This window comes from Microbacterium sp. UCD-TDU (genome assembly GCF_000340625.1).
Classification (GTDB): domain Bacteria; phylum Actinomycetota; class Actinomycetes; order Actinomycetales; family Microbacteriaceae; genus Microbacterium; species Microbacterium maritypicum.
Genome location: NZ_AOSO01000005.1, coordinates 427750 through 451482 on the forward strand (window position 1 = coordinate 427750; position 23733 = coordinate 451482).

A 23733-nucleotide genomic window follows, 5' to 3' on the forward strand; every position below is an offset into this window, starting at 1 on the left:
TGCGTGTGGAGGGGGGTCAGTGTCGCACGTACTCCTTGATCGCGTCCTCGTCGACCGTCACGCCGAGGCCGGGACCGGTCGGGACGACGAATCCACCGTCGGCGCGCACCTCGAGCGGCGTCGTGAGCAGGCGGTTGGCGACCGGGAGTGTGAACGGCTGGTATTCGAACGCGAGGAGCGAGGCGGCGCTCGCTGCGACGTGCACGCCGGCAGCCATCGCGATGCCGAAGGCGGCCGAATGGTGAGGTGCGACCTGCACGTGGAATGCATCGGCGACCGCGGCGATCGCGAGGCCCTCGGTGATGCCCGTGCGACCGATGTCGGGCTGCGTGAGTCCGACGGCGCGGCGGGTGAGCCAGTCGGTGAACTCGAAGCGGCTGCGCATCGCCTCGCCGACCGCGATCGGGGTGGCGAGCGCGGTCGACAGATCACGGTGGCCCTCCACGTCTTCGGGAGCCAGCGGCGCCTCGAAGAACCAGGCCTTCCGGTCGTCGAGCTCCCGACCGAGTGCCCGCGCCTCGCCGAGCCGGTACGTCCAGTGCGCGTCGAGCGCGACGTCGAGGTCGGGGTGGACGCTGCGGACAGCGTCGTAGGTGGCGAGGTCGGTGCGGATGTCGACGCCGAGGTGCAGCTTGATGCGGCGTACACCGCCCTCGACGAGCTCGGCCGCCTTCTCCGCGCGCTCGACGTCATCGACGCCGCGGATCCCCGAGACGTAGGTAGGCAGCACCTCGTGGAAGCGGCCGCCGGCGAGCTCGGACACCGACAGGCCGGTGGCGTGACCCCAGAGATCCCACAGCGCGATGTCGACGGCGGACATGGCGTCGGCCTGGTGGCCCGTGAGGTGACCGCGCTCGCGCATCGACTCGGTCATGCGGTGCCAGAGCGTGCGCACCGAGCGAGGGTCCTCGCCGATGATGAGCGGGGTGAGCAGGTTGTCGACGATCGCGGCCGCCACGACGGGGGCGACCGGCGCCAGTGCCTCGCCCCAGCCGACCAGACCGCCGTCGGTCTCGATCTTCACGAGCAGGGTCTCGTAGCCGGGGGAGTACAGGCTCCGCCAGGGCGGGCGGATCACGTAGCCGCGGTGGTCGACCGCGGTGTCGCCGGCGTAGGAGTTGTTCGCCTCCTCTTTCGACAGGTAGAGCGGGAAGGTCTGGACGCGCGTGATTCTCACAGGGGTCTCCAAAGACATCGATGGGCGAGCGGCCGGCGGCTGGTGCCGCGGTCAGGGATCAGGGGGCCGCCTCGCGGCCGGACGTCAGAGCGCCGCGAAGGCCGACGCGGTGCGGGACGGGCTGTAGCCGAGAGCCACGGAGATCTCGTCGGCGGCCTCGATCAGCTGCAGCGCGAGTTCCTGGTGCGGGGCGTGCAGGTCGAGCACCGAAAGGGGGCCGCTGGCCGAGATGCCGGCCACGATCTCGCCGGCACGGTTGCGGATCGGGGCGGCGATGCAGGCACGTCCGAAGGCGAGTTCTTCGATCTCGGTCGAGTAGCCGCGACTGCGCGTCTCGTCGAGCGCGAGCTGCATGCTGTCACGGTCGACGATGGTGTGCGGAGTGAAGCGCTGCGGCGCCTGCGCGAAGTACTCGTCCACCTGCGCGTCCGTCATACCCGAGAGCAGCGCCTTGCCGATGCCGGTGGCGTGCAGCGGGCCCGTGCGACCTGCCATGTCGAACGACTTGGGTGCGAGTGCTCCCTCGAAGTTGCACAGGTACATGAAGGTGAAGCCGCTGAGCTCGGCCACGTTCACACCGATCTCGATCCTGCGAGCGAGGTTCTGTGCGATCTGCCGCGATGCGCGGAAGATGGGCGAGCCGTTGAGGGCGATCGTGCCCAGGGACACGGCCGCGGGGCCCAGGCGGTAGAGCCCGGTGCGTGAGTCCTGCACCACGAACTTCAAGCGATCGAGCGCCGACATCATGCGCGAGACGGTGGACTGGCCGAGGCCGGTAAGAGTGCACAGCTCGGAGACCCTCAGCTCACCGGATTCCTCGGTGAAGCATGCGAGCAACGACATCGCCCGTTCGACGGTCTGGGTGCCGCCCACCGATTCCGATGCCATGGTCACTCCTCCTCAGTGCTGCCGCCGCGGATGCGACGCCGCGGTCGATCGCCGCTGCCAGTCATCCTATTCAGAGAAATGGCTTCAAGCAACACAAATGTGGGTGTCTTATGCATCTTGTGGATTTCGCATCCGCATTGTGGTTAACTGGCCGCACGTCGACGTTGACGACTGTGACGACGACGCGCAGGGCCCCACGGGGTCGTCTCTACTGGAAAGTGACTGCAATGCAACAAGCCATACTCGAGCGGCCCGCAGAGAGCGAGCAGAAGGCCGTCGAGCCACGCTCCGGGCGACGCTCCACGCTGGGCGCGAAGGATCGCACCTTCGGTTTCATGATCGCACTTCCCGCGGTCCTGCTGTTCCTCGTGATCGCGATCTTCCCTCTCGTGTCGAGCATCTTCACGAGCCTCTTCGACCAATCGCTCCTGCGCCCCGAGCGCACGTTCGTGGGTTTCGACAACTATGCGGCCGTCTGGGAGGAGTTCTTCGCCCGGCTCGGCACGACCGTCGTGTTCGCGTCGCTCGCCACGGTCTTCCCCCTCGTCCTCGGCGTGGCGCTGGCACTGCTGCTGAACGCCCGCATGCGCGGACGCAACATCCTGCGCGGCGCCCTCATGCTGCCGTGGCTGCTCCCTGGTGTCGTGGTCTCCTTCCTCTGGGCGTGGATCTTCAACGACAGCTACGGCGTCGTCAACCATGTGCTCTCGGTCTTCGGCCTGCCCGAGGTGAGCATGCTCGGCACCCCCACCGGCGCCATGGCCGCCGTGGTCATCGCCAAGACCTGGCACTCGTTCCCGTGGATCATGGTCGTCGCGCTCGCGGTGCTGCAGACCCTCCCGAGCGAGCAGATCGAGGCCGCCACGATCGACGGCGCGACCCGCGCGCAGCGGTTCCGTCACATCTCGCTGCCGCACATCGCCGGCCCCGTCACCCTCGTCGCGGTGCTGGAGTTCATCTACAACTTCGGCAACTTCGACACCATCTTCGTCATGACCGGCGGCGGACCCGGCAACTCGACCACGACGCTCGCGGTCAGCCTCTACGACCTCGCCTTCGGCAGCTACGAGCTCGGCAAGGCCTCCGCCATGGGCGCGCTGTGGCTCGTGCTGCTGGCGATCATCACGAGCGGATACCTGTTCCTCAACCGACGGCTGGAGAAGTGATGCGCCGTAGTCGCGACGTGGGGGAGTCGATCATCCGCCCCCACCTGTCCATCCCGGGGCGCGTCCTGCTCCTCTTGCTGGCCCTGTTCGGCCTGCTGCCGGTGTACTGGCTCACGGCCACCGCCTTCACGAAGAAGGAGGACGTCTTCTCCCTCGACCGTCCGTTCTTCCCGGTCGACCCGACGTTCGAGAACTTCATCGGCTTCTTCCAGAACGACCTGCTGCTGAAGAACCTGCTCAACAGCATCATCGTCTCCACCGGCACCGCCCTGCTCGCGGTCCTGGTCGGCGGGCTGATGGCCTACTCGCTGTCGAAGTTCCGCTATCGCGGGCGCAACGCCATCATGTTCATGTTCCTGATCGGCCAGCTGATCCCGGGTGCACTGCTGCTCATCTCGCTGTACCTGATGCTGAGCTCGGCCGGTCTGCTGTACAGCTACACGGCGCTGATCATCTCGTTCACAACCTTCACGCTGCCGCTCGCGGTGTTCCTGCTGAAGGGCATCATCGACGCCCTTCCCGACGACATCCTCGAGGCGGCCAAGGTCGACGGGCTCTCGCGCACGGGGACGATGTTCCGCATCGTGTTCCCGCTCGTGGTCCCCGGCCTCATCACCGCGGGCATGTTCGCCTTCATGCGCGGGTGGAGCGATCTGCTCTTCGCGCTCACGCTCGCCGGCCCCGACAAGCAGACGCTGCCCGCCGGTCTCACCCAGGCGTTCATCCGCGAGGGCACCGCCGACTGGCCGGCGCTCATGGCGGCGTCCCTCATCACTTCCCTGCCGCTCGTCCTCATCTTCATCCTCCTGCAGCGCTACTTCGTGTCCGGCCTCGCCGCCGGAGCGGTCAAGGGATAGCGATGCACCGCAGAACAGCTCGTCCCCCTCACCCCGAAGGAGCAGTCTCATGAACCTCTCGAACTCGCAGCTGAGCCGCCGAGCCTTCCTCGGAGGCGGAACCGTCCTGGCCGCGTTCGGCGCTCTCGCGCTCGCCGGCTGCGCGACGCCCGCCGCGCCCGGCACCGGCGCCGGGGCCACGGCCGCCGGAGCCACGAAGGCCAAGACCATCAACTTCTACGGCAACTCGCTCGGCGAGGAAGCCCTGAAGTCGGCGTGGCAGGGCATCCTCGACGGCTTCTCGAAGCAGGAGGGCGTCAAGGTCGCCCCGGTCATCTACCCGTACGATCAGGCCGCCACGCAGCTGGCCCTGACCGGACGCTCCGGCAACCTCATGGGCGTCGGGCAGTCGGGCGGCTGGCAGGTGCTGACCCCGATGAACGTGCTCGCCGACCTCTCCGACCTCGCGAAGGGGCTGGGCATCCCGCAGGGCGTGCTCGACTCGTACACGATGGACGGCAAGCTGCTCGTGCTGCCGCTGACGGCCGCCGGCATCGGCATCATCACGAACGGCGAGATCGCCAAGAGCGTCGGCATCACCTCGGGCATGACCGTGGAGCAGTTCGCCACGGCGCTCGAGAAGATCAAGAAGCAGGACTCCTCGCTGATCCCGTACGCCGCTGTCACCAAGAACCCCGACCTGAAGGACGCCGTCCCGTGGATGTGGGGCTTCGGCAGCGATGTCGTCACCGACGACCTGAAGTGCACCCTGGGAGACGCCGAGAGCGTCAAGGCGGTCACCTGGTACAAGTCGCTGCAGGACGCCGGGCTCACGCAGACGAACGTGGCGCGCAGCGATGCCCGCATCCTGTTCGCGAGCGGGCGGGCGGCCCTGTACGACGACGCCCCGCTCGCGTCGACCTTCGTCAAGACGAACGGCGCCGCCCAGAACATCATCGACAACATCGGTGCCATCTCGCGTCCGACCGCCGGTGGCAAGGACTCGTACAACCGGGCCTGGGGCAGCGGCGTCTTCGCGACGGCGGGTGAGGGCGAGCTCACGAGCCGCGACTTCATCCTCTACGCGGCGACGAACGTGGAAGCGGCGACCGCGCTCTACGAGAACTCTGCCGTGGCGCCCGCCGCCAAGAGCGTGGCCGACAAGATCCCGGCTCTCGCCGCCGACAAGTTCCAGGGCGCGTTCCGCACCGAGGTCTCCGAGCACGCGCGTGGTGCCGCGTGGGACCGGGTCGCCGTGACCGCACAGATCGATGCGGCGATCGGAGCGGGGGTCGCGACGATCCTCGCGGGTCAGGTCGAGGCGCAGGCCGGCCTCAACGCGCTGAAGAAGGAAGTGCAGGGGCTCCTCGACGCCAACGCCTGATCCGAGCGTTGCTCACGAAGAAGGCCGCGTCCCGGGAGGGGACGCGGCCTTCTTCGTCGATGTGCGCGGCTCAGAGCCAGCGTTCCCGCAGTACCGGCTTCAGCCAGGCCGCGGGGGAAGAGATCGACAGCCCCCCGTCGACGGCGATGGAGGTGCCGGTGACGAAGGAGGCGGCGTCGGAGGCGAGGAACGCCACCACCGACGCCACCTCCTCCGGGCGGCCGATGCGTCCGAGCGGGTATCCCTCGCTCTCGCCCGTGTCGGCGGCCGAGATGCTTCCCGGTTGCACGGCGTTCACGCGGATGCCGCGGGGGCCGTTGTCGAGGGCGAGCTGCCGGATGAGGCCGTCGACGCCCGCCTTGGCGGCCGCGTACGCGGGGAGGGCGGGTGCGGCGAGGGACGAGTTGACCGACGTCACCGCGACGATCGACGATCCCGCGGAGAGCCGGGGGAGGGCCGCTCGCGCCACGAAGAACGCGGAGTCGAGTGTGGCGCCCACCGCGCCGCGCCAGTCCTCGTCGCTCGTGTCCTCCGCGCGGGCGATCGGCATACGCCCTGCTGCGAGAACGACGACGTCGAGTCGGCCCAGCGCCTGCTCCGCGTCCGTGACGGCACGGTCGGCGGCCTCGGGTCTGCTGCAGTCGGCGACGAGGTAACGCGCGAAGACGGGGTCGTCGGAGTGCTCGAGCCCCACTCCGACGACGGCGTCTCCGCCGTCGACGAAGGCGCGGGCGATCGCGAGGCCGATGTCGGAGCTGCCGCCGATCAGCAGAACACCGCGGCCGCTCACACGCGCACCGTGGCCGGGATCGGCGGAAGGGCGAGCTCGTCGATCACGAGTTTGACCGAGGCGCGGCTGCCGGCGTCCAGGCGTGAGGCCGGGTAGCGCACGGTCGCATGATCGATCACGCCACGCGCGACGAGGACCTCCTTGTGCACCGCCCACGCGATGCCGCCCTGCAGACCGATGAGCACGAGAGGGAGCATACGACGGAACTCGGCGCGAGCCTCGTCGACGCGCCCCTCGAGGAACTGGGCGAGCACGGGGCCGAGGAGGTCGGGGAACTCGCACGCGGGCATGGTGCCGACGGCGCCCCTGGCGTATTCCTCAAGGCAGAACTGGGCGTTCTGCCCGCCGAGCACGGCGAAGGCGGGATCGCCGATGGCCGCGACCACCGCTCCGACCTTGGGGGCGGTCGGGGGAGCTTCCACCTTGACGGAGTCGACGCCGTCGAGGCGGGCGATCTCGGCGATCAGCGCCGGTGCCATCACGACGCCGGTGACGCCGGGGGCATCCTGCACCATGACGGAGAGCGAAGTGGCGTCGGCGACGTCCCCGTAGAAGTCGACGAGCGTGCCGGCCGGGGGCTTCACCATGAACGGCGGAAGCACCATGAGGGCGTCAGCGCCCCCCTCTTCCGCGAGCAGCGCCTGCTCGATCGAGGTCGCCGTGGAGGTGCCGTTGACGCCGGCGATCACGGGGACTCGGCCGTCCACCACCCGGACGACATCGTCCAGGATCGTGCGTCGCTCCTCGGTGGTGAGGGCGAAGCCCTCGCTCGCCATGCCGAAGACGGCGACGCCGTCGACGCCGGACGCGAGCTGGAACTCGACCAGCCGGCGCAGACCCTGGCGGTCGAGGGCGCCCGACTCGTCGAAAGGTGTTGCCAGGATGGGCATCAAGCCGTGGAGTGTCGGAGCCATCAGCTGTTTCCCCGCTTCATCATCGTGTGTCCACATTTCTCGCAAGTGTTATGCATATTGTGAGATAGTCTGCCACATAACGGTTACGAGCTACCAGCAAAGGATGACCCGGATGCCGCACACCCAGACCTCCCGACGCGTCGAGATCCTCTCCGACGCCCGTTACGTCCAGGCCGAATCGCCGCGCTGGGACGGTCGGGACGGGAGCCTCGCCTGGATCGACATGGCGACCGGTTCGCTGCATCGCGGACGCATCGAAGACGGACGGGTGGTTCCCGAGACCGCGGTCGTCGTCGGCGCGCAGATCGGCGCCCCGATCCCGCTCGCGCAGCCGGGGGCGGGCTGGCTCGTCGGCGTCGACCGCCGCGTGGTGCATGTCGGTGATGACGGCGTCGTCTCTCCCCTCACGGGCGACATCGCGGGGCCGGGCGACTACATGAACGACGGCGGCGGTGATCCGTCGGGGCGGTTCTGGGTGGGCAGTCAGTCGATGCCCCGCGACCCCCACTGCACGCTGTGGAGCGTCGGTCCCGACGGCGAGCCGACCGCTCGCCTCAGCGGGGTGACCGTGTCGAACGGACTCGCCTTCGACCGCACCGGCTCGACGCTGTACTACATCGACACGCTCCCGCACCGCAGCATCGAGGCCTTCGACGTGGCGCCCGACGGCGAGCTCTCGAACCACCGCACCCTGTGCCGGGTCGAGGGCGGCAACCCCGACGGCATGGCCATCGACCTCGACGGCATGCTCTGGGTCGCGGTCTGGGACGCCTCCGAGGTGCGCCGCTACTCGCCCGCGGGTGAGCTCGTCGAGACGATCAGCCTTCCGGCGAAGCGGCCCACCGCGGTGGCGCTCGTGGACCGGCTGCTCGTGATCACGACGGCGAGCATCGGGCTCTCCGACCCCACGGATGCCGACGGCGCCCTGCTCGGCGTGCGGGTCGACGTCGGCGGTGCACCCGCTTTCCCCTGGGGAGGCGGGGCGCCGATCGTGGCATCTGCCGGCTCCGTGGAGGAGGACGCATCGTGAGCACCGTCGACAACGCCGAGCTGCAGGAGCGGCTGCGCAGCACCCGGCTCGTCGCGATCCTGCGGGGGACGGATGTCGACGCCACGGTCGCCGCGGCGCGGACGCTGCTTCAGGTGGGCGTGCTCACCCTCGAGATCGCCCTCACCCTGCAGGACGCGGAGGAGGCGATCGCGCAGGTCGCGCAGGACGCCCCGGCGACGGCGCTGGTCGGTGCGGGCACGGTGCTCGACGAGGCCGATGTCGAACGAGCGGTCTCCGCCGGTGCACAGTTCATGGTCACGCCCACCCTCAGTGCCTCCGTCCCCTATGCGGTCAGCCAGGGCATCGGTGTGCTGGCGGGCGTCTACACGCCCACCGAGATCCAGCGGGGCCACGACCTCGGGAGTGCGGCTGTCAAGCTGTTCCCCGCGTCGGCGCTCGGATCCGGCTTCCTCCGTGCCGTGCGCGACCCCTTCCCGCAGGCGCGGATCATCCCGGTGGGGGGTGTGCGCGTCGACACGGTCGCCGAGTATCTCGAGGCGGGTGCTTTCGGCATCGGGGTGGGCGGGCCGCTCGTCGGAGACGCCACGGCTCCCGGCGGCGACCTCGAGGCGCTCGCGGTTCGCGCCGGCGCGTTCGTCCAGGCGTGCGCGCCGGATGATCCGCGCCTTCCATAGGTTCCTCATCACCTGTCCCTCGATCTCGCATATGCGCGATTCCTAACGTCGATCTCGCCCCGCGATGGCCGCGGCGGAAGGAGAGAGATGTACGGAACATATCTGCGGCGCGAACTGGCCGGCCGCAAGAAGCAGACGATGATCGTCGCGATCGGACTGGCGATCGCGATCGCCCTCGTGATCGTCGTCAACGCCCTCACCGCAGGAGTGCGCGACGCACAGGCGCAGGCCCTCGCCTCCGTCTACGGTGTCGGTACCGACCTCACCGTGACCGGCGCGACCACGGAGCCGGGCCAGGGCGAGGGGCCGCGCTTCGATTTCGATGCGGGCGCCGGGGAGAGCGACGGCGAGACCACCACCCTCGCGCAGTCGATGCTGCGGACCGATTTCCTGCGCGGCACTCTCGACTCCTCGGTGCTCGACACCGTCGCCGGCACGGACGGCGTCGCTGCCGCGTCTGGGGCGCTGAGTCTGACGAACTCCACCTTCTCCGGCGAGATGCCCAGTGGCGGTTTCGGACAGCAGGATGGTGAGCAGCCGTCCGCTCCCGAGGCCGGACAGGCACCGCCGGACGCCGGACAGGGCGGCGGAGCATCCTTCGGCGTCGATTCCTTCTCGGTGCTCGGGATCGATCCCGCCGAGACCACGGTGGGCCCGCTCGCCTCCGCCGAGGTGACGGACGGTCGCGGCTTCGATGCTGCTGACGATGAGGCGCTCGTCGCGCTGGTCGACCGCACCTATGCCGCCACGAACGAGCTCTCGGTGGGGGACACCATCGACGTGGCCGGCTCCGATGTCGAGATCGTCGGCATCCTCGGTTCGACCTCGGACAGCGCGGACACAGCGGCGAACGTGTACCTGCCGCTGAGCACTGCGCAGACGCTCGCCGGTGTCGACGACGTCATCTCCACCGTCTACGTGCAGGCGGACTCCGCCGCCTCGATCGACGCCGTGCAGGCGGCTCTCGCAGATGAACTCCCCGACGCGACCGTCACATCCCAGTCCGAGCTCGCCTCGACCGTCTCCGGCTCGCTCTCCAGCGCGACCGCATTGATCACGAACCTCGGCACGTGGCTCTCGATCATCGTGCTCGTCGTCGCCGTGGTGCTCTCGGTGCTGCTCACGCTGTCGGGCGTGGGGCGTCGCACGAGGGAGTTCGGCACCCTCAAGGCGATCGGATGGTCGAACGGTCGCGTCGTGCGGCAGGTCGCAGGCGAATCGATGGTGCAGGGGCTGATCGGGGGCGCCGTCGGGCTCGTCCTCGGCATCGCCGGGATCGTGCTGATCAACGTCCTCAGGCCCACGGTCGCCGCGAGCAGCGCGGGTCAGGGCGCGGGCCCCGCAGGCATGGGCGCCGGTCCTACCGGCGGTGGGGGCGGGATGCTCCAGACTCCCGCCGCCGACGTCGTCCTCCAGGCGCCCTTCACGCCGTGGGTGCTGGTGGCGGCGATCGGTCTCGCCGTGCTCGGCGGACTCGTCGCAGGCGCATTCGGCGGCTGGCGTGCCGCCAGACTCAGCCCTGCGGAAGCGCTGCGGTCGGTCGCATGAGTATTCAGCACACGGACGATGTCCCACAGCGCACGCCATTGCCCGAGCAGTCGTTCCACGAGAAGGAGAACCGCATGACCATCGCAGACCTCGAGCCGACGACGCCACGACGCGAGGACGAGCACCCGCTCTACCGCGTGGCGGGCGTCACGCGGACGTACACGCAGAAGGGCCGCATCGTGAAGGCGCTCACCGGAGTGGATCTCGACATCATGCCCGGCGAGTTCGTCACGATCCAAGGGCCGACAGGCGGGGGGAAGTCGACGCTGCTGCAGCTGCTCGGGGCACTCGACACGCCGTCGACGGGTTCGCTCCTGCTCGACGGCAGAGAGCTCGCATCGGCCTCGGCGAAGGAGCTCGGCCGTATCAGGGCGCAGGAGATCGGTTTCGTGTTCCAGGGGTTCAACCTGATCCCCACGCTCACCGCCACGGAGAACGTGGACATGGCGCTCGAGCCCCTCGGCCTCGACAGGGCGCAGCGCCGCACCAGGGTGGCCGAGGCACTCGCCCACGTCGGGCTCGACGACAGGGGTGACCATCTGCCCACCGAGCTCTCCGGAGGGCAGCAGCAGCGCGTCGCGATCGCACGCGCCATCGTGAAGAGGCCGCGCGTGCTCCTCGCCGACGAGCCGACGGGCAATCTCGACGAGAGCATGCGCGACGAGATCCTGACGCTGCTCGAATCGCTGTGCGCCGAGGGGATCACGATCATCGTCGTGACGCACGACTCGGCGGTCGCGCGTCATGCGACACGGCGGCTGCGTCTGACGAAGGGCGTGGTGCAGGACATCACGAAGTAGGGGAGTGCGGCATCGTGGTGCGATGCACGAAGGGCCGGGTACCTCGCGGTACCCGGCCCTTCGACGGCGAGACGTCAGTGCGTGTCTTCCGCCTCGATCTCGGTGCGGTCGCCCGACCACAGCGTGTGGAAGGTGCCCGGCTTGTCGACGCGCTTGTAGGTGTGCGCGCCGAAGAAGTCGCGCTGACCCTGCACGAGCGCTGCGGGGAGGCGGTCGGCGCGGATGCCGTCGTAGTACGACAGTGACGACGAGAACGCGGGCGCGGGGATGCCGGCCTCGGCGGCCGCGATCACGACGCGGCGCCACGGCGCCTGGGCGCGGGTGATCGCCTCGGTGAAGTACGGGGCGGTGAGCAGCACGGGCAGGTCGGGGGTCTCGGCGTAGGCGTCGGCGATGCGGTTGAGGAACTGGGCGCGGATGATGCAGCCGCCGCGCCAGATCTTCGAGATCGCGCCGAGGTCGATGTTCCAGCCGTACTCGGCCGCACCCGCGCGGATCTCGTCGAAGCCCTGCGAGTAGGCGACGATCTTCGACGCGTAGAGCGCCAGGCGCACGTCTTCGATGAACGCCTCGGTGTCCTCGACGGAGAACTCCTCCTCGGGGCCGGGGAGGTCGCGCGACACGGCGCGCTGCTCGGGGTGCGAGGAGAGCGAGCGGGCGAAGGTCGCCTCGGCGATGCCCGAGACGGGAACGCCCAGCGACAGTGCGGTCTGCACGGTCCAGGCGCCGGTGCCCTTGGCTCCTGCCTGGTCGAGGATCACGTCGACCAGCGGCTGGCCGGTGGAGGCGTCCACCTGGCGCAGCACCTCGGCGGTGATCTCGATCAGGTACGACTCGAGCTCGCCCTTGTTCCACTCGGCGAAGATCTCGGCGATCTCGGCCGGCGACTTGCCGGTGCCGCGGCGGATGAGGTCGTAGGCCTCGGCGATCAGCTGCATGTCGGCGTACTCGATGCCGTTGTGCACCATCTTGACGAAGTGACCGGCGCCGTCGTGGCCGACGTGGGTGACGCACGGCTCGCCCTCGGCGATCGCGGCGATCGACTTCAGGATCGGTCCGAGCGTGATCCAGGACTCGTCGGAGCCGCCGGGCATGATCGAGGGGCCGGTGAGGGCGCCCTCCTCGCCGCCGGAGATGCCGGCGCCGACGAAGTTGATGCCGGTCTCGCGCACGGCCTTCTCACGACGGATGGTGTCGGGGAAGTAGGCGTTGCCGCCGTCGACGATGATGTCACCCGGCTCGAAGACCTCGACCAGCGAGTCGATCACGGCGTCGGTCGGGCCGCCGGCCTTGACCATGATGATCGCGGTACGCGGCTTCTGCAGCGAGTCGGCGAACTCCTGGTAGGTGCGGGCCGGGACGAAGCCGGCCTCGGGGTGCTCGTCGAGGAGCGTCTGGGTCTTCTCGTAGCTGCGGTTGAAGATCGCCACCGTGTTCCCCTCGCGGCTGGCGAGGTTGCGGGCGAGGTTCGATCCCATGACGGCGAGTCCGACGACTCCGATGTTCGCTGATGCTTCGGGCACAGAAGGCTCCTCGATCGTGAAGAAGGGGTGGTTTCAGCGTATCGCTGTACGGCAGGTCAGTGGCCACCTGTGTCACGAGAGGCGATGAAGCGTCGTGACACGGCGATGTCGCGGTCACCGAGACCGGCGGCGACCAGCTCGTCGAAGGCTGCGCGCAGGGCGGGCAGCAGGACGGGGGAGGTGCCGGTGGCATCAGCGATGTCGGCCGCGAACCCGAGGTCCTTCACCATGTACCGCGCGATACCGCTGGGGGAGTCGTCGCCGGTGATGAGCTTCTCACGACGGCTGTCCAGAAGCCGCGATCCGGCATATCCGCCCGAGAGCAGCGACCACAACGCGTCGAGATCGAGGCCGGAGCGGTCGGCGAGCACGGTGGCCTCGCCGAGCGCCATGATCGTCGCGGAGACCACGAGCTGGTTGCAGGCCTTGGCGACCTCGCCGGCACCGAGCGGGCCGAGCAGGACGGGTGTGCCGCAGGGGGCGAGCACCTCTGCCGCGACGGCCGCGTCGTCCGGGGCGCCGCCGAGCATGATCGAGAGGGTTCCGGCGATCGCCCCGTCCTCGCCGCCCGAGACCGGGCAGTCCACGACACGTACCCGGCCGTCCGTCTGGTCCGAGACACGCTCCGCGAACGCGCGGACGGCGGGCGCCGAGGAGGTGGAGCCGATGAGGATGAGCAGGTCGCCGGCATCGGCGAGCAGTCCGTCGGGGCCGTCGAGCATGGCCTCGAACGGAGGGAGGTCCGGCAGCATCATGAGCAGGACGTCTACTCTGGAGGCGAGCTCGCGTGGCGTCTGCGCCCAGGAGGCTCCGGCGGCCAGCAGTTCCGGCTGCGGGCGCCGCGCGTGGATGACGAGCCGGCCGTGTGCGGCGAGCAGATGGTCGGCCATGGGGCGGCCCATGGCGCCGAGGCCCACGACGCCGACGGTGACGGATGAGATGGTCATGCGCACACGGTAGCAACAATCCAACAGATAGAACAGTGTCCAACCTGCTGGAACTGGGCTAAGGTGAGGGATCCAGACTTCCCGAGGAAGGGACCAGCATGACGGGGACCGAGAAGAAGCTGCGCGCCGTCGTGGCGGTACCGCTGGCGGAAGACCTGTGTCGGCTGATCGAGGAGCTCGAGCCTCGCGTCGAGGTGATCCGCGATCACGCGCTCATGCCGCCGATGCGCGGACCCGCCGATTGGTCCGGCGACCCGGACCACGTGCGCACACCGAGCGAGCAGCAGGCCTTCGATGAGATGGTCGACTCGGCCGACGTGCTGTTCGGGATCCCCGATGTGGATGCGGCGGCGCTGGCGCGCACCGTGGCTGCCAATCCGCGGCTGCGCTGGGTCATGACGACCGCTGCCGGTGGCGGTGCCTCGGTCAAGGCCGCCGGTCTCGATCGCGAGCAGCTCGACCGCGTCGTCTTCACCACCAGTGCGGGCGTGCACGGCGGACCGCTCGCGGAGTTCGCGGTGTTCGGGGTCATGGCGGGCGCGAAGAACCTCCCGCGTCTTCTCGCCGACCAGGGCACCCGCACCTGGCCCGACCGCTGGGAGATGCGTCAGTTCGACGAGATGACCGTGCTGGTCGTCGGCCTCGGCGGCATCGGCGCGGAGTGCGCGCGACGTTTCCACGCGCTCGGCGCGCGAGTGTGGGGAACGACACGGTCCGGCGAGCCGGTGGACGGAGTGGATCGCCTGGTGCCGCTGGACGAGCTGATCGACGTGGTGGCCCACGTCGACGCGATCGTCGTCACCCTTCCCGGTACTGCGCAGACCCATCATCTGATCGGCGCCGAGGTGTTCGAGGCCGTGAAGCCGGGAGCGATCATCACCAACGTCGGCCGCGGCACCGTTGTCGACGAGACCGCTCTGCGTGGTGCGCTCGACGACGGTCGGATCGCGTTCGCGGCTCTCGACGTCTTCGAGCAGGAACCCCTCGATGCCGCCTCGCCGCTCTGGGGCCATCCGAACGTTCTCGTGAGCCCGCACACCGCGGCCCTCAGCTCGAAGGAGGAGGAGCGCATCGCCCGCCGCTTCGCGGAGAACGCGGCGCGCCTACTCGATGGCGAGCCGCTGACCGCCGTGGTCGATACGGTCGAGTTCTACTGATCGGCCTGCAGGCGGCGACCGCCTGCAGGAATCCCTGAAGGCGGAAGGCGCGGCCATGGACGACGACACCCGCGAAGGACGCGACCCCGCGCCGGCCGTGACTCGCAGCATCCGCCTGCTCGGCATCCTCGCCGAGGCCGGTGGCCCGCGTACCCTCACCGAGCTCGCGGGAGACCTGGGGCTGGCGAAGTCGTCGACGGCGAACCTCTGTCTGGCGCTCGAGGCCGGCGGCATGGTCGACCGCACCCCGCAGGGCTACCGTCTCGGGGTGCGCACCGCGGAGCTCGGAGGAGCGTTCGCGGCGCAGTTCAACCAGGTGCGCGAGTTCTACAGCGTGTGCGAGGCCTCCCCGCAGCTCGCCTCCGAGCTCGTCCAGGTCGCGATGCTCGACGGCACCGATGCGCTCTACCTCGCCAGGCACGAGGGATCGCGGTCGCTCCGGCTGGGCACGCCGCTCGGCTCGCGGCTCCCGGCCCCGCTGTCGGCGACGGGCCGCGCGCTCCTGGCGGCGATGAGTGACACCGAGGTGGTCGAGCTCCTCGGCGAGGATGCCGTCTTCCCTCAGCTCACCGAGCGGAGTGCGACCACCATGTCCGGCCTTCTGGAAGTGCTGGCCACGGCCCGCCGCCGAGGCTGGGCGCTGGACGCCGAGGAGTCCTTCCGTGGCATCGTCGGCGTGGCCGTGCCGCTGGAGGGCTGGGCTCCGACCGATCCGCCCCTCGCGCTGGGAGTGGCGATCCGCGCCGCCGAAGCCGACTACGAGCGCATCGAGCGCGTGGGTGAGGCTCTGCGCGAGGCCGCCGCGGCGCTGACGAACCCGTTCAGCGCCGCCGTCCGGCGCTGACCCCTCGCGCCGCGCAACCGGCGGAGCCCTTATGGAGGGCCATGCTTTTCGTGCGCCTGACTCCGGTCCAAAGGGTTGAACACAATCCAACGGGCTGGTACAGTCGGGGTCACGCCGCAGGCGAAGCCGATCGAAGGAGATGGCCGTGACCGACCCCCGCACCCCCGTCCGAGCAGCGTCCGATGACCCGGAGTACGCGGCGAACCTGCGTCGCGCGACACTCGCGTCGAGCATCGGCAGCGCGCTGGAGTACTTCGACTTCGCGCTCTACGGCCTCTCGACCGCGCTGATCTTCAACGTGCTGTTCTTCCCTCAGGACGACCCGGCCATGGCCACGGTCGCCGCCTTCGCGACCTTCGGCGTCGGGTTCCTCGCTCGTCCGTTCGGCGGCCTGTTCTTCGGCGTCCTCGGAGACAAGCTCGGGCGCAAGTGGGTCCTGGTCGCCACGATCGTGCTGATGGGCGGAGCCTCCACCGCGATCGGTCTGCTGCCCACCTACGCCGCGATCGGTGTCTGGGCGCCGATCCTGCTGGTGCTGATGCGTCTGCTGCAGGGCTTCGGGGCCGGGGCCGAGCAGGCGGGCGCGACCGTGCTGATGGCCGAGTATGCGCCGGTGAAGCGCCGAGGCTTCTTCTCGGCCCTGCCATTCGTCGGCATCCAGGCGGGAACGCTGCTCGCCGCGGTCGTCTTCGGCCTGATCACGCTGCTCCCCGAGGACCAGCTGCTGAGCTGGGGCTGGCGCGTGCCGTTCCTCGCCTCCTTCGCGCTGATCCTGCTCGCGCTGTTCATCCGGATGCGACTGCGCGAGACGCCGACGTTCATCGAGCTCGAGAAGCACGAGCAGGTCGCCGACCGCCCGATCAGGGAGATCTTCACGCACGGGCTGCCCGGTGTGATCGTCGGTGTGGGTCTGCGGATGGCCGAGAACGGCGGCTCCTACATGTTCCAGACGCTCGGACTCGCGTTCTTCGTCACCGTGATCGGCGACAACGCCGACAAGAGCCTGCTCACGTGGGGTGTCACCCTCGGATCGCTGATCGGCGTGTTCTCCGTGCCGTTCACCGGCCACCTCTCCGACCGCTTCGGTCGCCGTACGGTGTACCGCTTCGGGGCGGTGTTCATGCTCGTCTACACCTTCCCCGCGTGGTGGCTGCTGTCGCTCGGAAACTACGCCGTGGCGATCGGCGTGATCGCGATCGGCATCGGTGTCGCCGTGAACAGCATGCTCGGACCGCAGTGCGCCATGCTCCCCGAGCTCTTCGGCAACCGCCACCGCTACCTGGGTGTCGCGATGGCCCGCGAGATCTCGGCCGTGCTCGCGGGTGGTCTTGCCGGTGTCCTCGGTGCCTACCTGATCGCGGTGAGCGACGGCAACTGGGTGCTGCTGGCCATCTACATGGCCGTGCTCGCCCTCATCACCACCGCATCGACGTTCCTCGCGCCCGAGACCCTTCGTCGCGACCTCACCCGTGTCGACGACGCGATCAAGGTCTCGAGGGCCGAGGCCGGCGACGACGTGTTCGCCACCACGGTGTCGATCAAGGCCGTGGCCCGATGACCGCGCTGCCTGCGGGACTCGCCGCCTTCGATCTGACGGGGCGCACAGCGCTGGTCACGGGGTCGAGCCAGGGGATCGGCAGGACACTCGCCGCGGGGCTCGCCGGCGCGGGCGCGACCGTCGTCGTACACGGACGGGATGCCGTCAAGGCCCGGACATCGGCCGACGAGATCGCGCACGCCACGGGAGCCGTCGTGCACAGCGTCGTCTTCGACGTGACCGACGCCGCGGCGGTGGATGCCGGCATGGCCGAGGTCGAGCGTCTGGTGGGAACCCCCGACATTCTCGTGAACAACGCCGGGGTCCAGCGCCGCGCGCCGATCGCGGAGTTCGCCGACGAGGACTGGGACGCGCTCGTGCAGACCAACCTCTCCAGCGTCTTCCATCTGTCGCGACGGGTCTCCGCCGGGATGATCGCCCGCGGCTCGGGCAAGATCATCCAGATCGGCAGCGTGCAGTCGCAGCTCGCACGTCCTTCGATCGCCGCCTACTCGGCCACCAAGGGTGCCATCGTGATGTTCACGAAGGGGCTGTGCGCCGACCTCGCCCCGCACGGCATCCAGGCCAACGCGATCGCTCCCGGGTACTTCGCGACCGCGCTCACGAAGGCGCTCGTCGCGGACGAGCAGTTCTCGCAGTGGGTGCGCGGACGCACGCCCGCCGGCCGCTGGGGAGATACCCAGGACCTCGTCGGCGCCCTGCTGTTCCTCGCCAGTGGCGCGAGCGACTTCGTCAACGGGCAGACGCTGTTCGTCGACGGCGGCATGACGGCGGTCGTCTGATGCGTCTCGGGCGCATCGACACCGCCGACGGCCCCCGCTGGGTGCGCGAGACGGAGGAAGGGCTGATCCTGCTGGCCGATCCCTTCGTCGCCTTCGCCGAGGGGCGTCTGCCGAGCGATGAAGGAGACGCCGTCGACGCGGCGATGATCGCGCCGGTGGACCCCGTGGTGATCGTCGGCATCGCCCAGAACGGGCCGGAGCACGTGTCGCCGGTGCAGGCGTGGCTCAAGAGTCCGCGGACGGTGATCGGCAGCGGTGCCGAGGTCGTGATGCGTCGCGATGCCGGTGCCCAGGTCGCCGAGGGCGAGATCGCCGTCGTGATCGGGCGCCCCACTCCGGGGCTGACCGTGCACAACGCGCACGAGTACGTGCTCGGCGTCACTGCGGTGAACGACCTCTCGAGCCCGGATCGCGCAGCGTTCGACCCCCGCAACTTCGAATCGAAGTCGGGGGAGGGCTACACCCCGCTCGGCCCCTGGATCGACACCGAGGTCGGGATCGACGACGTGAGCCTCGAGGTGGAGGTCGACGGACGCCTCGTCGCCGAGACGGGAAGCAGGCAGTTGCCCATGTCGATCCGGGAATGCCTCGCCTACGTGGCCGCGTGGTCGCCGCTCGGACCGGGAGACGTCGTCATGACCGGCGCTCCGCACTCCCAGACACCCGTGGAGCCCGGGCAGACCGTGACCGTCAGGGTCGCGGGAATCGAGCTGGTCACGGCATTCGTGTGACCGAGGAAGGAGTGCGGTGAACAACCTCGCCGTGGTGGCGCACGCCGCCGAGGATCTGCGGATCGAAGACATCGGCGCCCCGGCGCCCCGACCGGATGAAGCCGTCGTGGACATCGCCTACGGCGGCATCTGCGGATCAGACCTCCACTATTGGCGCCACGGAGCCGCCGGTGCCTCGGTGCTGCGTGAGCCGATGATCCTCGGACACGAGGTGTCCGGCGTCGTCTGCGTCGCCGCGGCCGATGGCACGGGGCCCGCCGTCGGCACTCCCGTGGCCGTCCATCCGCTCACCGCGCACGGTGACGGACGCACCCCCTGGCCGGCGGCGCATCCCAACCTCGCGCCGGCGTCGACGTATCTCGGTTCGGCGATGCACCTGCCGCACACCCAGGGGGCCTTCGCGCGCCGCGTCGCCCTGCCCGCACGCATGCTGCACGCGCTTCCCGCCGGTCTCGACCTGGAGACGGCGGCGCTCGCCGAGCCCGCAGCCGTCGCCTGGCATGGTGTGCAGCGTGCGGGTGATGTGCGTGGTCTGCGGGTCGTCGTGATCGGTGCCGGCCCCATCGGCCAGCTCGTCGCGGCGGTGGCGCAGCGCGCAGGGGCCTCTTCCGTGATCGTCACCGACCTTCAGCAGCAGCCCCGCGACATCGCCGAAGCCCGCGGCATCCGGTCGATCGATGCACGGGCCGAGAGTGAGATCTCCGAGCTGCACGCCGACGTCGTGATCGAATCCAGCGGAACCGTCCCCGGGCTCTCGGCCGCCGTCTCCGCCGCCGCCCGCGGGGGCACGGTGGTGATGCTCGGGCTCCAGCGCGGAGGAGAGGTGCCGGCGCCGATGGCCACCGCCATCACCCGCGAGCTCACGCTGCGCGGTTCCTTCCGCTTCGGGGCGGAGTTCGACGAGGTCATCGCCGCCCTCGCCGACGGCAGCCTCGACGTGCGCGGTATCATCAGCCACGTGCTGCCGGTGGACGATGCGCTCGACGCCTTCGCACGGGCCGCCGACCCCGCGAGCTCCTGCAAGGTGCTCATCGACTTCGGCCGGGAGGCATGAGTGTGCGCATCGTCGTGATGGGCCCGAGCGGTTCGGGAAAGTCGACGGTGGGGGCGTTCCTCGCCGATGCTCTCGGTGCGCGGTTCATCGACGGCGACGACCTGCATCCGGCAGCGAACGTCCGCAAGATGGCGGCGGGAATCCCCTTGGACGACGCGGATCGGCAGCCCTGGCTCCGCCTCGTGGGCGAGACCCTCCAGGCCGAGGAGCGGATCGTCGTCGCGTGCTCGGCACTCCGACGTGCCTATCGCGAGGTCATCAGAGCCGAGGCGCCGGACACCTTCTTCGCGGAACTCGCGATCGGTCGGGCCGTGCTCGAGGAGCGGATGCGTCTGCGGACCGATCACTTCATGCCGGCGGCGCTCCTGGACTCGCAGCTCCAGACGCTCGAGTCCCTCGAAGCCGATGAGCACGGCATCAGGGTGGACGAGTCGGCGGACGTTCCGACCGCATCCGCCGTCATCGCCGCGGCGGCACGGCTGCCGCGCTGAGTCCTGCGGAGGTCAGTCCTTGCGGTACCCCGAGCGGCCCATCGCGAACAGTGCGATGAACGACGTGACGGCAGCGCACACGGTCATGGCGCCGATCAGCCAGAGGAGTGCGTGCGAGAGGAAGGCGCCGTCGAGCATGGGGGTTCTCCGTGTTCTGCAGAAAAAGGACCGGTGTCCTCAGCCTATCGGGTCATCCGGTACCATTGAGGCTGTACCTCGGCGAGGGATGCTTCTGCGCGTGCGCGAACATCCGTTATCGACGCGGCGAAGCAAGCCCGGTGGCTTTCCTCCTGCGTCAGCGAGTTCGAAAATTCCAAGACCACCGCGCGGCGCCTTCGCTGCGTGCCCCGAAGGAGAACCCCATGTCTGAAGACACCAAGGTCCAGGCCGAGCTCCGCGAGAGCTTCGGCAAGGGCTTCGCCCGCCGCCTCCGCGCCGCCGGCAAGATCCCCGCCGTCATCTACGGCCACGGCACCGAGCCGGTGCACGTCGCGCTGCCGGGCCACCAGGTCTCGCTCATCATCCGTCGCGCCAACGCTCTCCTCGAGCTCGACATCGAGGGCAAGGGCCAGCTCGCCCTCGTCAAGGACGTCCAGCGCGACCCGGTGCACCAGATCATCGAGCACATCGACCTGCTCGTCGTGAAGAAGGGCGAGAAGGTCGCCATCGACGTCCCGATCGTCGTCACGGGCGAGTCCGCTGCGGGCACCATCGTCAACCTCGATGCGACCACGCTGTCGATCGAGGCCGAGGCCACCCACATCCCCCAGAACATCGAGGTCTCGGTCGAGGGCCTGGAAGAGGGCGCGCACATCACCGGCGCCGACGTGAAGCTCCCCAAGGGCTCCACGCTGCTCTCCGACCCCGAGGTGCTCGTCGTCGCGATCTCCGTCCCGGCTGCACCCACCGAGGATGACGAAGAGGGCGAGGCCGCCGCGGCGACCGAGGCGGCAGAAGAGGCCGCCGCGGAGTGATCTCCGGCTGATTCATCACAGAGGGGGCGCGATCCGATCGCGTCCCCTCTGTCGTATCCTGACCGAGGCTCTGCACCCCGGGCAGTGAGAGGACGAGGACATGGCATCGACCTGGCTCGTGGTCGGGCTCGGCAACCCCGGCCCCCGTTATGAGGCCACACGGCACAACATCGGCCAGATGGTGGTCGACGAACTGGCCTCGCGACGCAGCGAGGCGTTCCGCGAGCACAAGGGAGGAGCGCGCGTCGTGGAGACGTGGTTGCGCCCCGGGGCGGACAAGGTGGTGCTGGCCAAGCCGAACACCTTCATGAACGTCTCCGGCACGCCCGTGGCGGCTCTGGCCCGGTTCTACTCGGTCCCCGCCGAGCACGTGATCGTGGTGCACGACGAGCTCGACATCCCGTTCGACACGGTCAAGCTCAAGACCGGCGGCGGTCACGGCGGACACAACGGCGTGCGCGATGTCGCACGCGCCCTGGGCACCGCCGATTTCCCGCGCGTGCGGGTGGGCATCGGCCGTCCCGTCGGGCGCCAGGATCCCGCGGACTGGGTGCTCGCCCCGTTCGGCAAGGAGGAGCGGCCGAACCTGCCGATCCTCGTCGCGGACGCCGCCGACGCGGTCGAGCTGCTGGTGGGCGAAGGCCTTCTCGCAGCGCAGCAGAAGCACCACGCACCCCGGTGAGCCGCGCGGCGACGCCCGACCGCTGACGACCGATCAGGCGGTGTAGCCGGCGAGGCCGGTGGCGCTTCCCGCGCCCAGCGCGATGACCAGGACGATCGAGAAGATCACCGCGCCGAGGACGGCCACGACGAGCGCCGCGATACCGGCCCCGCGGCCCTGCTTCTTGCGGATCGCGATGATACCGAGCACGATCGCCGCGATGCCGAGGATCGTGCCCGCCCAGAAGGAGAGCTCCGTCCAGAGCACCTGATCGCGTACCGGGGCGAAGATGCGCAGATCATCGCTGTACGTCGTCATGCTCGGCGGGATGACGCGGCCGATCGCGAAGGCGTTGATGCCCGCGACGATGGGCATCACGATCGCGGCGACGAGCGCGGAGATCAGCGCGAGCATCCCCATCAGCCCGGACCGACGGGGCGTCGTCTCCGGCACGGCGTACGCGCCCGCAGGTGCGGCGTAGCCGCCGACGGGCACCTGGTACGCCCCGGGAGGGGCCGCAGGGTATCCGGGAGCAGGAGCGGACGGGAGAGAGCCGGGCGTTGCCGCATACGCCGGGTGACCGGGGGCAGGAGGTGCGGCCTGACCTGCCGGGTACGCCGGCGGAACCGGATAGGCCGGCGGGACGGAGAACGCGGGCGGCGCGGGGAAGGCCGGAGGAGGTGGGACCGCACCTGCAGGCGCTGCCGGCACCGACGGGACCGACGTCTCGGGCGGCACCTGCGATTCGGAGGGCACGGCACCGGACGGGGGAGGCAGCTGCGGATCAGTCACGCCCCCATCCTAAGGCGAGCGTCAGACGCGCCGGAGCAGACCCACCCGGTCGTACACGTCCGAAAGCGTCGCGTCGGCGACGGCATCGGCGCGGGCGGCGTTCTCGGCCAGGATGCGATCGAGCTCGGCGGGATCGTCGAGCAGCTCGAGGGCGCGGGCGCGCACCGGCTCGAACTCGTTGACGACGACCTCGGCCAGGCCCTTCTTGAAATCGCCGTAACCGCGTCCCGCGTACTCGTCCTCGATCGCGGCGACCTGGCGTCCCGTGAGCGCCGCATAGATCGTGAGCAGGTTGGAGACGCCGGGCTTGCTCTCGCGGTCGAACCGCACGGAGCCCTCGTTGTCGGTCACCGCGCGCATGACCTTCTTCGCCGACTTCGCCGGATCGTCGAGCATCCACAGCACGCCGGCGTCGCTCTCGGCAGACTTCGACATCTTCGACGTCGGGTTCTGCAGGTCGTAGATGCGCGCGGTCTCCTTCTGGATGACGGGCATCGGCACCGTGAAGGTTTCACCGAATCGCGAGTTGAAACGCTCGGCGAGATCGCGCGTGAGCTCGACGTGCTGCTTCTGGTCATCGCCCACCGGCACCACATCGGTCTGGTAGAGCAGGATGTCTGCGGCCATGAGCACCGGGTAGGTGAACAGGCCGACACTGGTCGAGTCCGCACCGTAGCGCGAGGACTTGTCCTTGAACTGCGTCATCCGACCGGCTTCGCCGAAGCCGGTGATGGTGCTGAGAATCCACGCGAGCTCGGCGTGAGCGCGCACATGCGACTGCACGTACAGCGTCGACAGCGAGGGCTCGATGCCGGCGGCGATGTACTGCGCTGCCGTACGACGCGTCTTCTCACGCAGCTCTGCCGGATCTTGGGCGACGGTGATCGCGTGCAGATCGACGACGGAGAAATAGGCGTCGTAGGAACTCTGCAGCTCCCGCCACTGGAGCAGCGCGCCGATGTAGTTGCCGATCTGGAGGGAGTCGGCGGAGGGCTGCATTCCGGAGTAAAGGCGAGGTCTCGTCACGGGA

The 23733-nt window shown here is 69.5% G+C and carries 25 protein-coding genes; 16 read left to right on the plus strand and 9 right to left on the minus strand.

Features of this window, described 5'->3' with window-relative positions; all coding sequences use genetic code 11:
* Positions 1-16 precede the first annotated feature (16 nt).
* Together D514_RS22020 and D514_RS22025 are read right to left on the minus strand one after the other, a co-directional pair.
* Positions 17-1177, minus strand: coding sequence for a mandelate racemase/muconate lactonizing enzyme family protein (locus D514_RS22020; RefSeq protein ID WP_017828432.1), 1161 nt, complete (start codon positions 1175-1177; stop codon positions 17-19).
* 84 nt (positions 1178-1261) lie between these two features.
* The gene (locus D514_RS22025; protein ID WP_017828433.1) at positions 1262-2065 is read right to left on the minus strand and encodes an IclR family transcriptional regulator; all 804 of its coding nucleotides are present in this window, start codon (positions 2063-2065) and stop codon (positions 1262-1264) included.
* Positions 2066-2292: 227 nt separating this feature from the next.
* Between D514_RS22025 and D514_RS22030 the strand changes: the two genes are divergently transcribed.
* From D514_RS22030 to D514_RS22040, 3 genes are read left to right on the plus strand one after another with little or no spacing between them, the layout of a single operon-like run.
* On the plus strand, positions 2293-3231 hold the full coding sequence (locus D514_RS22030; protein WP_017828434.1) for a carbohydrate ABC transporter permease: 939 nt from the start codon (positions 2293-2295) through the stop codon (positions 3229-3231).
* On the plus strand, positions 3231-4088 hold the full coding sequence (locus D514_RS22035; RefSeq protein ID WP_017828435.1) for a carbohydrate ABC transporter permease: 858 nt from the start codon (positions 3231-3233) through the stop codon (positions 4086-4088). Before D514_RS22030 ends, D514_RS22035 begins: the two co-directional genes overlap by 1 nt.
* 49 nt (positions 4089-4137) lie before the next feature.
* The gene (locus tag D514_RS22040) at positions 4138-5451 is read left to right on the plus strand and encodes an ABC transporter substrate-binding protein (RefSeq protein WP_017828436.1); all 1314 of its coding nucleotides are present in this window, start codon (positions 4138-4140) and stop codon (positions 5449-5451) included.
* 70 nt (positions 5452-5521) lie between these two features.
* Here D514_RS22040 and D514_RS22045 read toward each other — a convergent pair whose 3' ends face one another.
* Both D514_RS22045 and D514_RS22050 read right to left on the minus strand, forming a co-directional pair.
* Positions 5522-6241: an SDR family NAD(P)-dependent oxidoreductase gene (locus tag D514_RS22045; protein ID WP_017828437.1), complete on the minus strand. Its 720-nt coding sequence runs from the start codon at positions 6239-6241 to the stop codon at positions 5522-5524.
* Positions 6238-7131, minus strand: coding sequence for a dihydrodipicolinate synthase family protein (locus D514_RS22050; protein WP_236610895.1), 894 nt, complete (start codon positions 7129-7131; stop codon positions 6238-6240). The genes D514_RS22045 and D514_RS22050 overlap by 4 nt, the downstream gene beginning before the upstream one ends.
* 136 nt (positions 7132-7267) lie before the next feature.
* On the opposite strand from D514_RS22050, the gene D514_RS37945 reads away from it, so the two are divergent.
* The 4 genes from D514_RS37945 to D514_RS22070 all read left to right on the plus strand — a co-directional run bounded on the left by D514_RS37945 (position 7268) and on the right by D514_RS22070 (position 11189).
* Positions 7268-8185, plus strand: a complete 918-nt coding sequence (locus tag D514_RS37945; RefSeq protein ID WP_017828439.1) for an SMP-30/gluconolactonase/LRE family protein — start codon at positions 7268-7270, stop codon at positions 8183-8185.
* Positions 8182-8841 (plus strand): bifunctional 4-hydroxy-2-oxoglutarate aldolase/2-dehydro-3-deoxy-phosphogluconate aldolase, encoded by a 660-nt coding sequence (locus D514_RS22060; RefSeq protein ID WP_017828440.1) that lies wholly within the window; start codon positions 8182-8184, stop codon positions 8839-8841. The genes D514_RS37945 and D514_RS22060 overlap by 4 nt, the downstream gene beginning before the upstream one ends.
* A gap of 87 nt (positions 8842-8928) precedes the next feature.
* On the plus strand, positions 8929-10389 hold the full coding sequence (locus D514_RS22065; protein ID WP_017828441.1) for an ABC transporter permease: 1461 nt from the start codon (positions 8929-8931) through the stop codon (positions 10387-10389).
* A gap of 74 nt (positions 10390-10463) precedes the next feature.
* Positions 10464-11189 carry an ABC transporter ATP-binding protein gene (locus D514_RS22070; protein ID WP_051056544.1) on the plus strand — a complete coding sequence of 242 codons (726 nt, stop codon included), beginning with the start codon at positions 10464-10466 and terminating at the stop codon, positions 11187-11189.
* A gap of 74 nt (positions 11190-11263) precedes the next feature.
* On the opposite strand, the gene gndA is transcribed toward D514_RS22070, so the two are convergent.
* Together gndA and D514_RS22080 are read right to left on the minus strand one after the other, a co-directional pair.
* Positions 11264-12712: an NADP-dependent phosphogluconate dehydrogenase gene (gene gndA / locus D514_RS22075; protein WP_017828443.1), complete on the minus strand. Its 1449-nt coding sequence runs from the start codon at positions 12710-12712 to the stop codon at positions 11264-11266.
* 56 nt (positions 12713-12768) lie between these two features.
* Complete coding sequence (locus D514_RS22080; RefSeq protein ID WP_017828444.1) at positions 12769-13659, minus strand: NAD(P)-dependent oxidoreductase; 891 nt, start codon at positions 13657-13659, stop codon at positions 12769-12771.
* Between the two features lie 98 nt (positions 13660-13757).
* On the opposite strand from D514_RS22080, the gene D514_RS22085 reads away from it, so the two are divergent.
* The 7 genes from D514_RS22085 to D514_RS22115 all read left to right on the plus strand — a co-directional run bounded on the left by D514_RS22085 (position 13758) and on the right by D514_RS22115 (position 20276).
* The gene (locus D514_RS22085; RefSeq protein WP_017828445.1) at positions 13758-14816 is read left to right on the plus strand and encodes a D-2-hydroxyacid dehydrogenase; all 1059 of its coding nucleotides are present in this window, start codon (positions 13758-13760) and stop codon (positions 14814-14816) included.
* 55 nt (positions 14817-14871) lie between these two features.
* Complete coding sequence (locus D514_RS22090; RefSeq protein WP_017828446.1) at positions 14872-15660, plus strand: IclR family transcriptional regulator; 789 nt, start codon at positions 14872-14874, stop codon at positions 15658-15660.
* A gap of 139 nt (positions 15661-15799) precedes the next feature.
* Positions 15800-17218, plus strand: a complete 1419-nt coding sequence (locus D514_RS22095; RefSeq protein WP_017828447.1) for an MFS transporter — start codon at positions 15800-15802, stop codon at positions 17216-17218.
* Positions 17215-18000 carry an SDR family oxidoreductase gene (locus tag D514_RS22100; protein WP_017828448.1) on the plus strand — a complete coding sequence of 262 codons (786 nt, stop codon included), beginning with the start codon at positions 17215-17217 and terminating at the stop codon, positions 17998-18000. The genes D514_RS22095 and D514_RS22100 overlap by 4 nt, the downstream gene beginning before the upstream one ends.
* Positions 18000-18731, plus strand: coding sequence for a fumarylacetoacetate hydrolase family protein (locus tag D514_RS22105; protein ID WP_017828449.1), 732 nt, complete (start codon positions 18000-18002; stop codon positions 18729-18731). Before D514_RS22100 ends, D514_RS22105 begins: the two co-directional genes overlap by 1 nt.
* Positions 18732-18747: 16 nt before the next feature.
* A complete protein-coding gene (locus tag D514_RS22110; RefSeq protein WP_017828450.1) occupies positions 18748-19785 on the plus strand; it encodes a zinc-binding dehydrogenase in 1038 nt (345 codons plus the stop codon).
* Positions 19782-20276 (plus strand): gluconokinase, encoded by a 495-nt coding sequence (locus D514_RS22115; RefSeq protein WP_017828451.1) that lies wholly within the window; start codon positions 19782-19784, stop codon positions 20274-20276. The genes D514_RS22110 and D514_RS22115 overlap by 4 nt, the downstream gene beginning before the upstream one ends.
* Positions 20277-20288: 12 nt before the next feature.
* Here the strand turns inward: D514_RS22115 and D514_RS39360 are convergent, their stop codons facing one another.
* Positions 20289-20414, minus strand: coding sequence for a hypothetical protein (locus tag D514_RS39360; RefSeq protein WP_017828452.1), 126 nt, complete (start codon positions 20412-20414; stop codon positions 20289-20291).
* Between the two features lie 224 nt (positions 20415-20638).
* On the opposite strand from D514_RS39360, the gene D514_RS22120 reads away from it, so the two are divergent.
* Together D514_RS22120 and pth are read left to right on the plus strand one after the other, a co-directional pair.
* The gene (locus tag D514_RS22120; protein ID WP_017828453.1) at positions 20639-21250 is read left to right on the plus strand and encodes a 50S ribosomal protein L25/general stress protein Ctc; all 612 of its coding nucleotides are present in this window, start codon (positions 20639-20641) and stop codon (positions 21248-21250) included.
* Positions 21251-21350: 100 nt separating this feature from the next.
* On the plus strand, positions 21351-21932 hold the full coding sequence (gene pth / locus D514_RS22125; protein ID WP_017828454.1) for an aminoacyl-tRNA hydrolase: 582 nt from the start codon (positions 21351-21353) through the stop codon (positions 21930-21932).
* 33 nt (positions 21933-21965) lie between these two features.
* Here the strand turns inward: pth and D514_RS38345 are convergent, their stop codons facing one another.
* Both D514_RS38345 and trpS read right to left on the minus strand, forming a co-directional pair.
* Positions 21966-22703: a hypothetical protein gene (locus D514_RS38345; protein WP_236610904.1), complete on the minus strand. Its 738-nt coding sequence runs from the start codon at positions 22701-22703 to the stop codon at positions 21966-21968.
* A 21-nt stretch (positions 22704-22724) separates the two neighbouring features.
* Positions 22725-23729, minus strand: a complete 1005-nt coding sequence (gene trpS, locus D514_RS22135) for a tryptophan--tRNA ligase (RefSeq protein WP_081603831.1) — start codon at positions 23727-23729, stop codon at positions 22725-22727.
* Between the last annotated feature and the right edge of the window lie 4 nt (positions 23730-23733).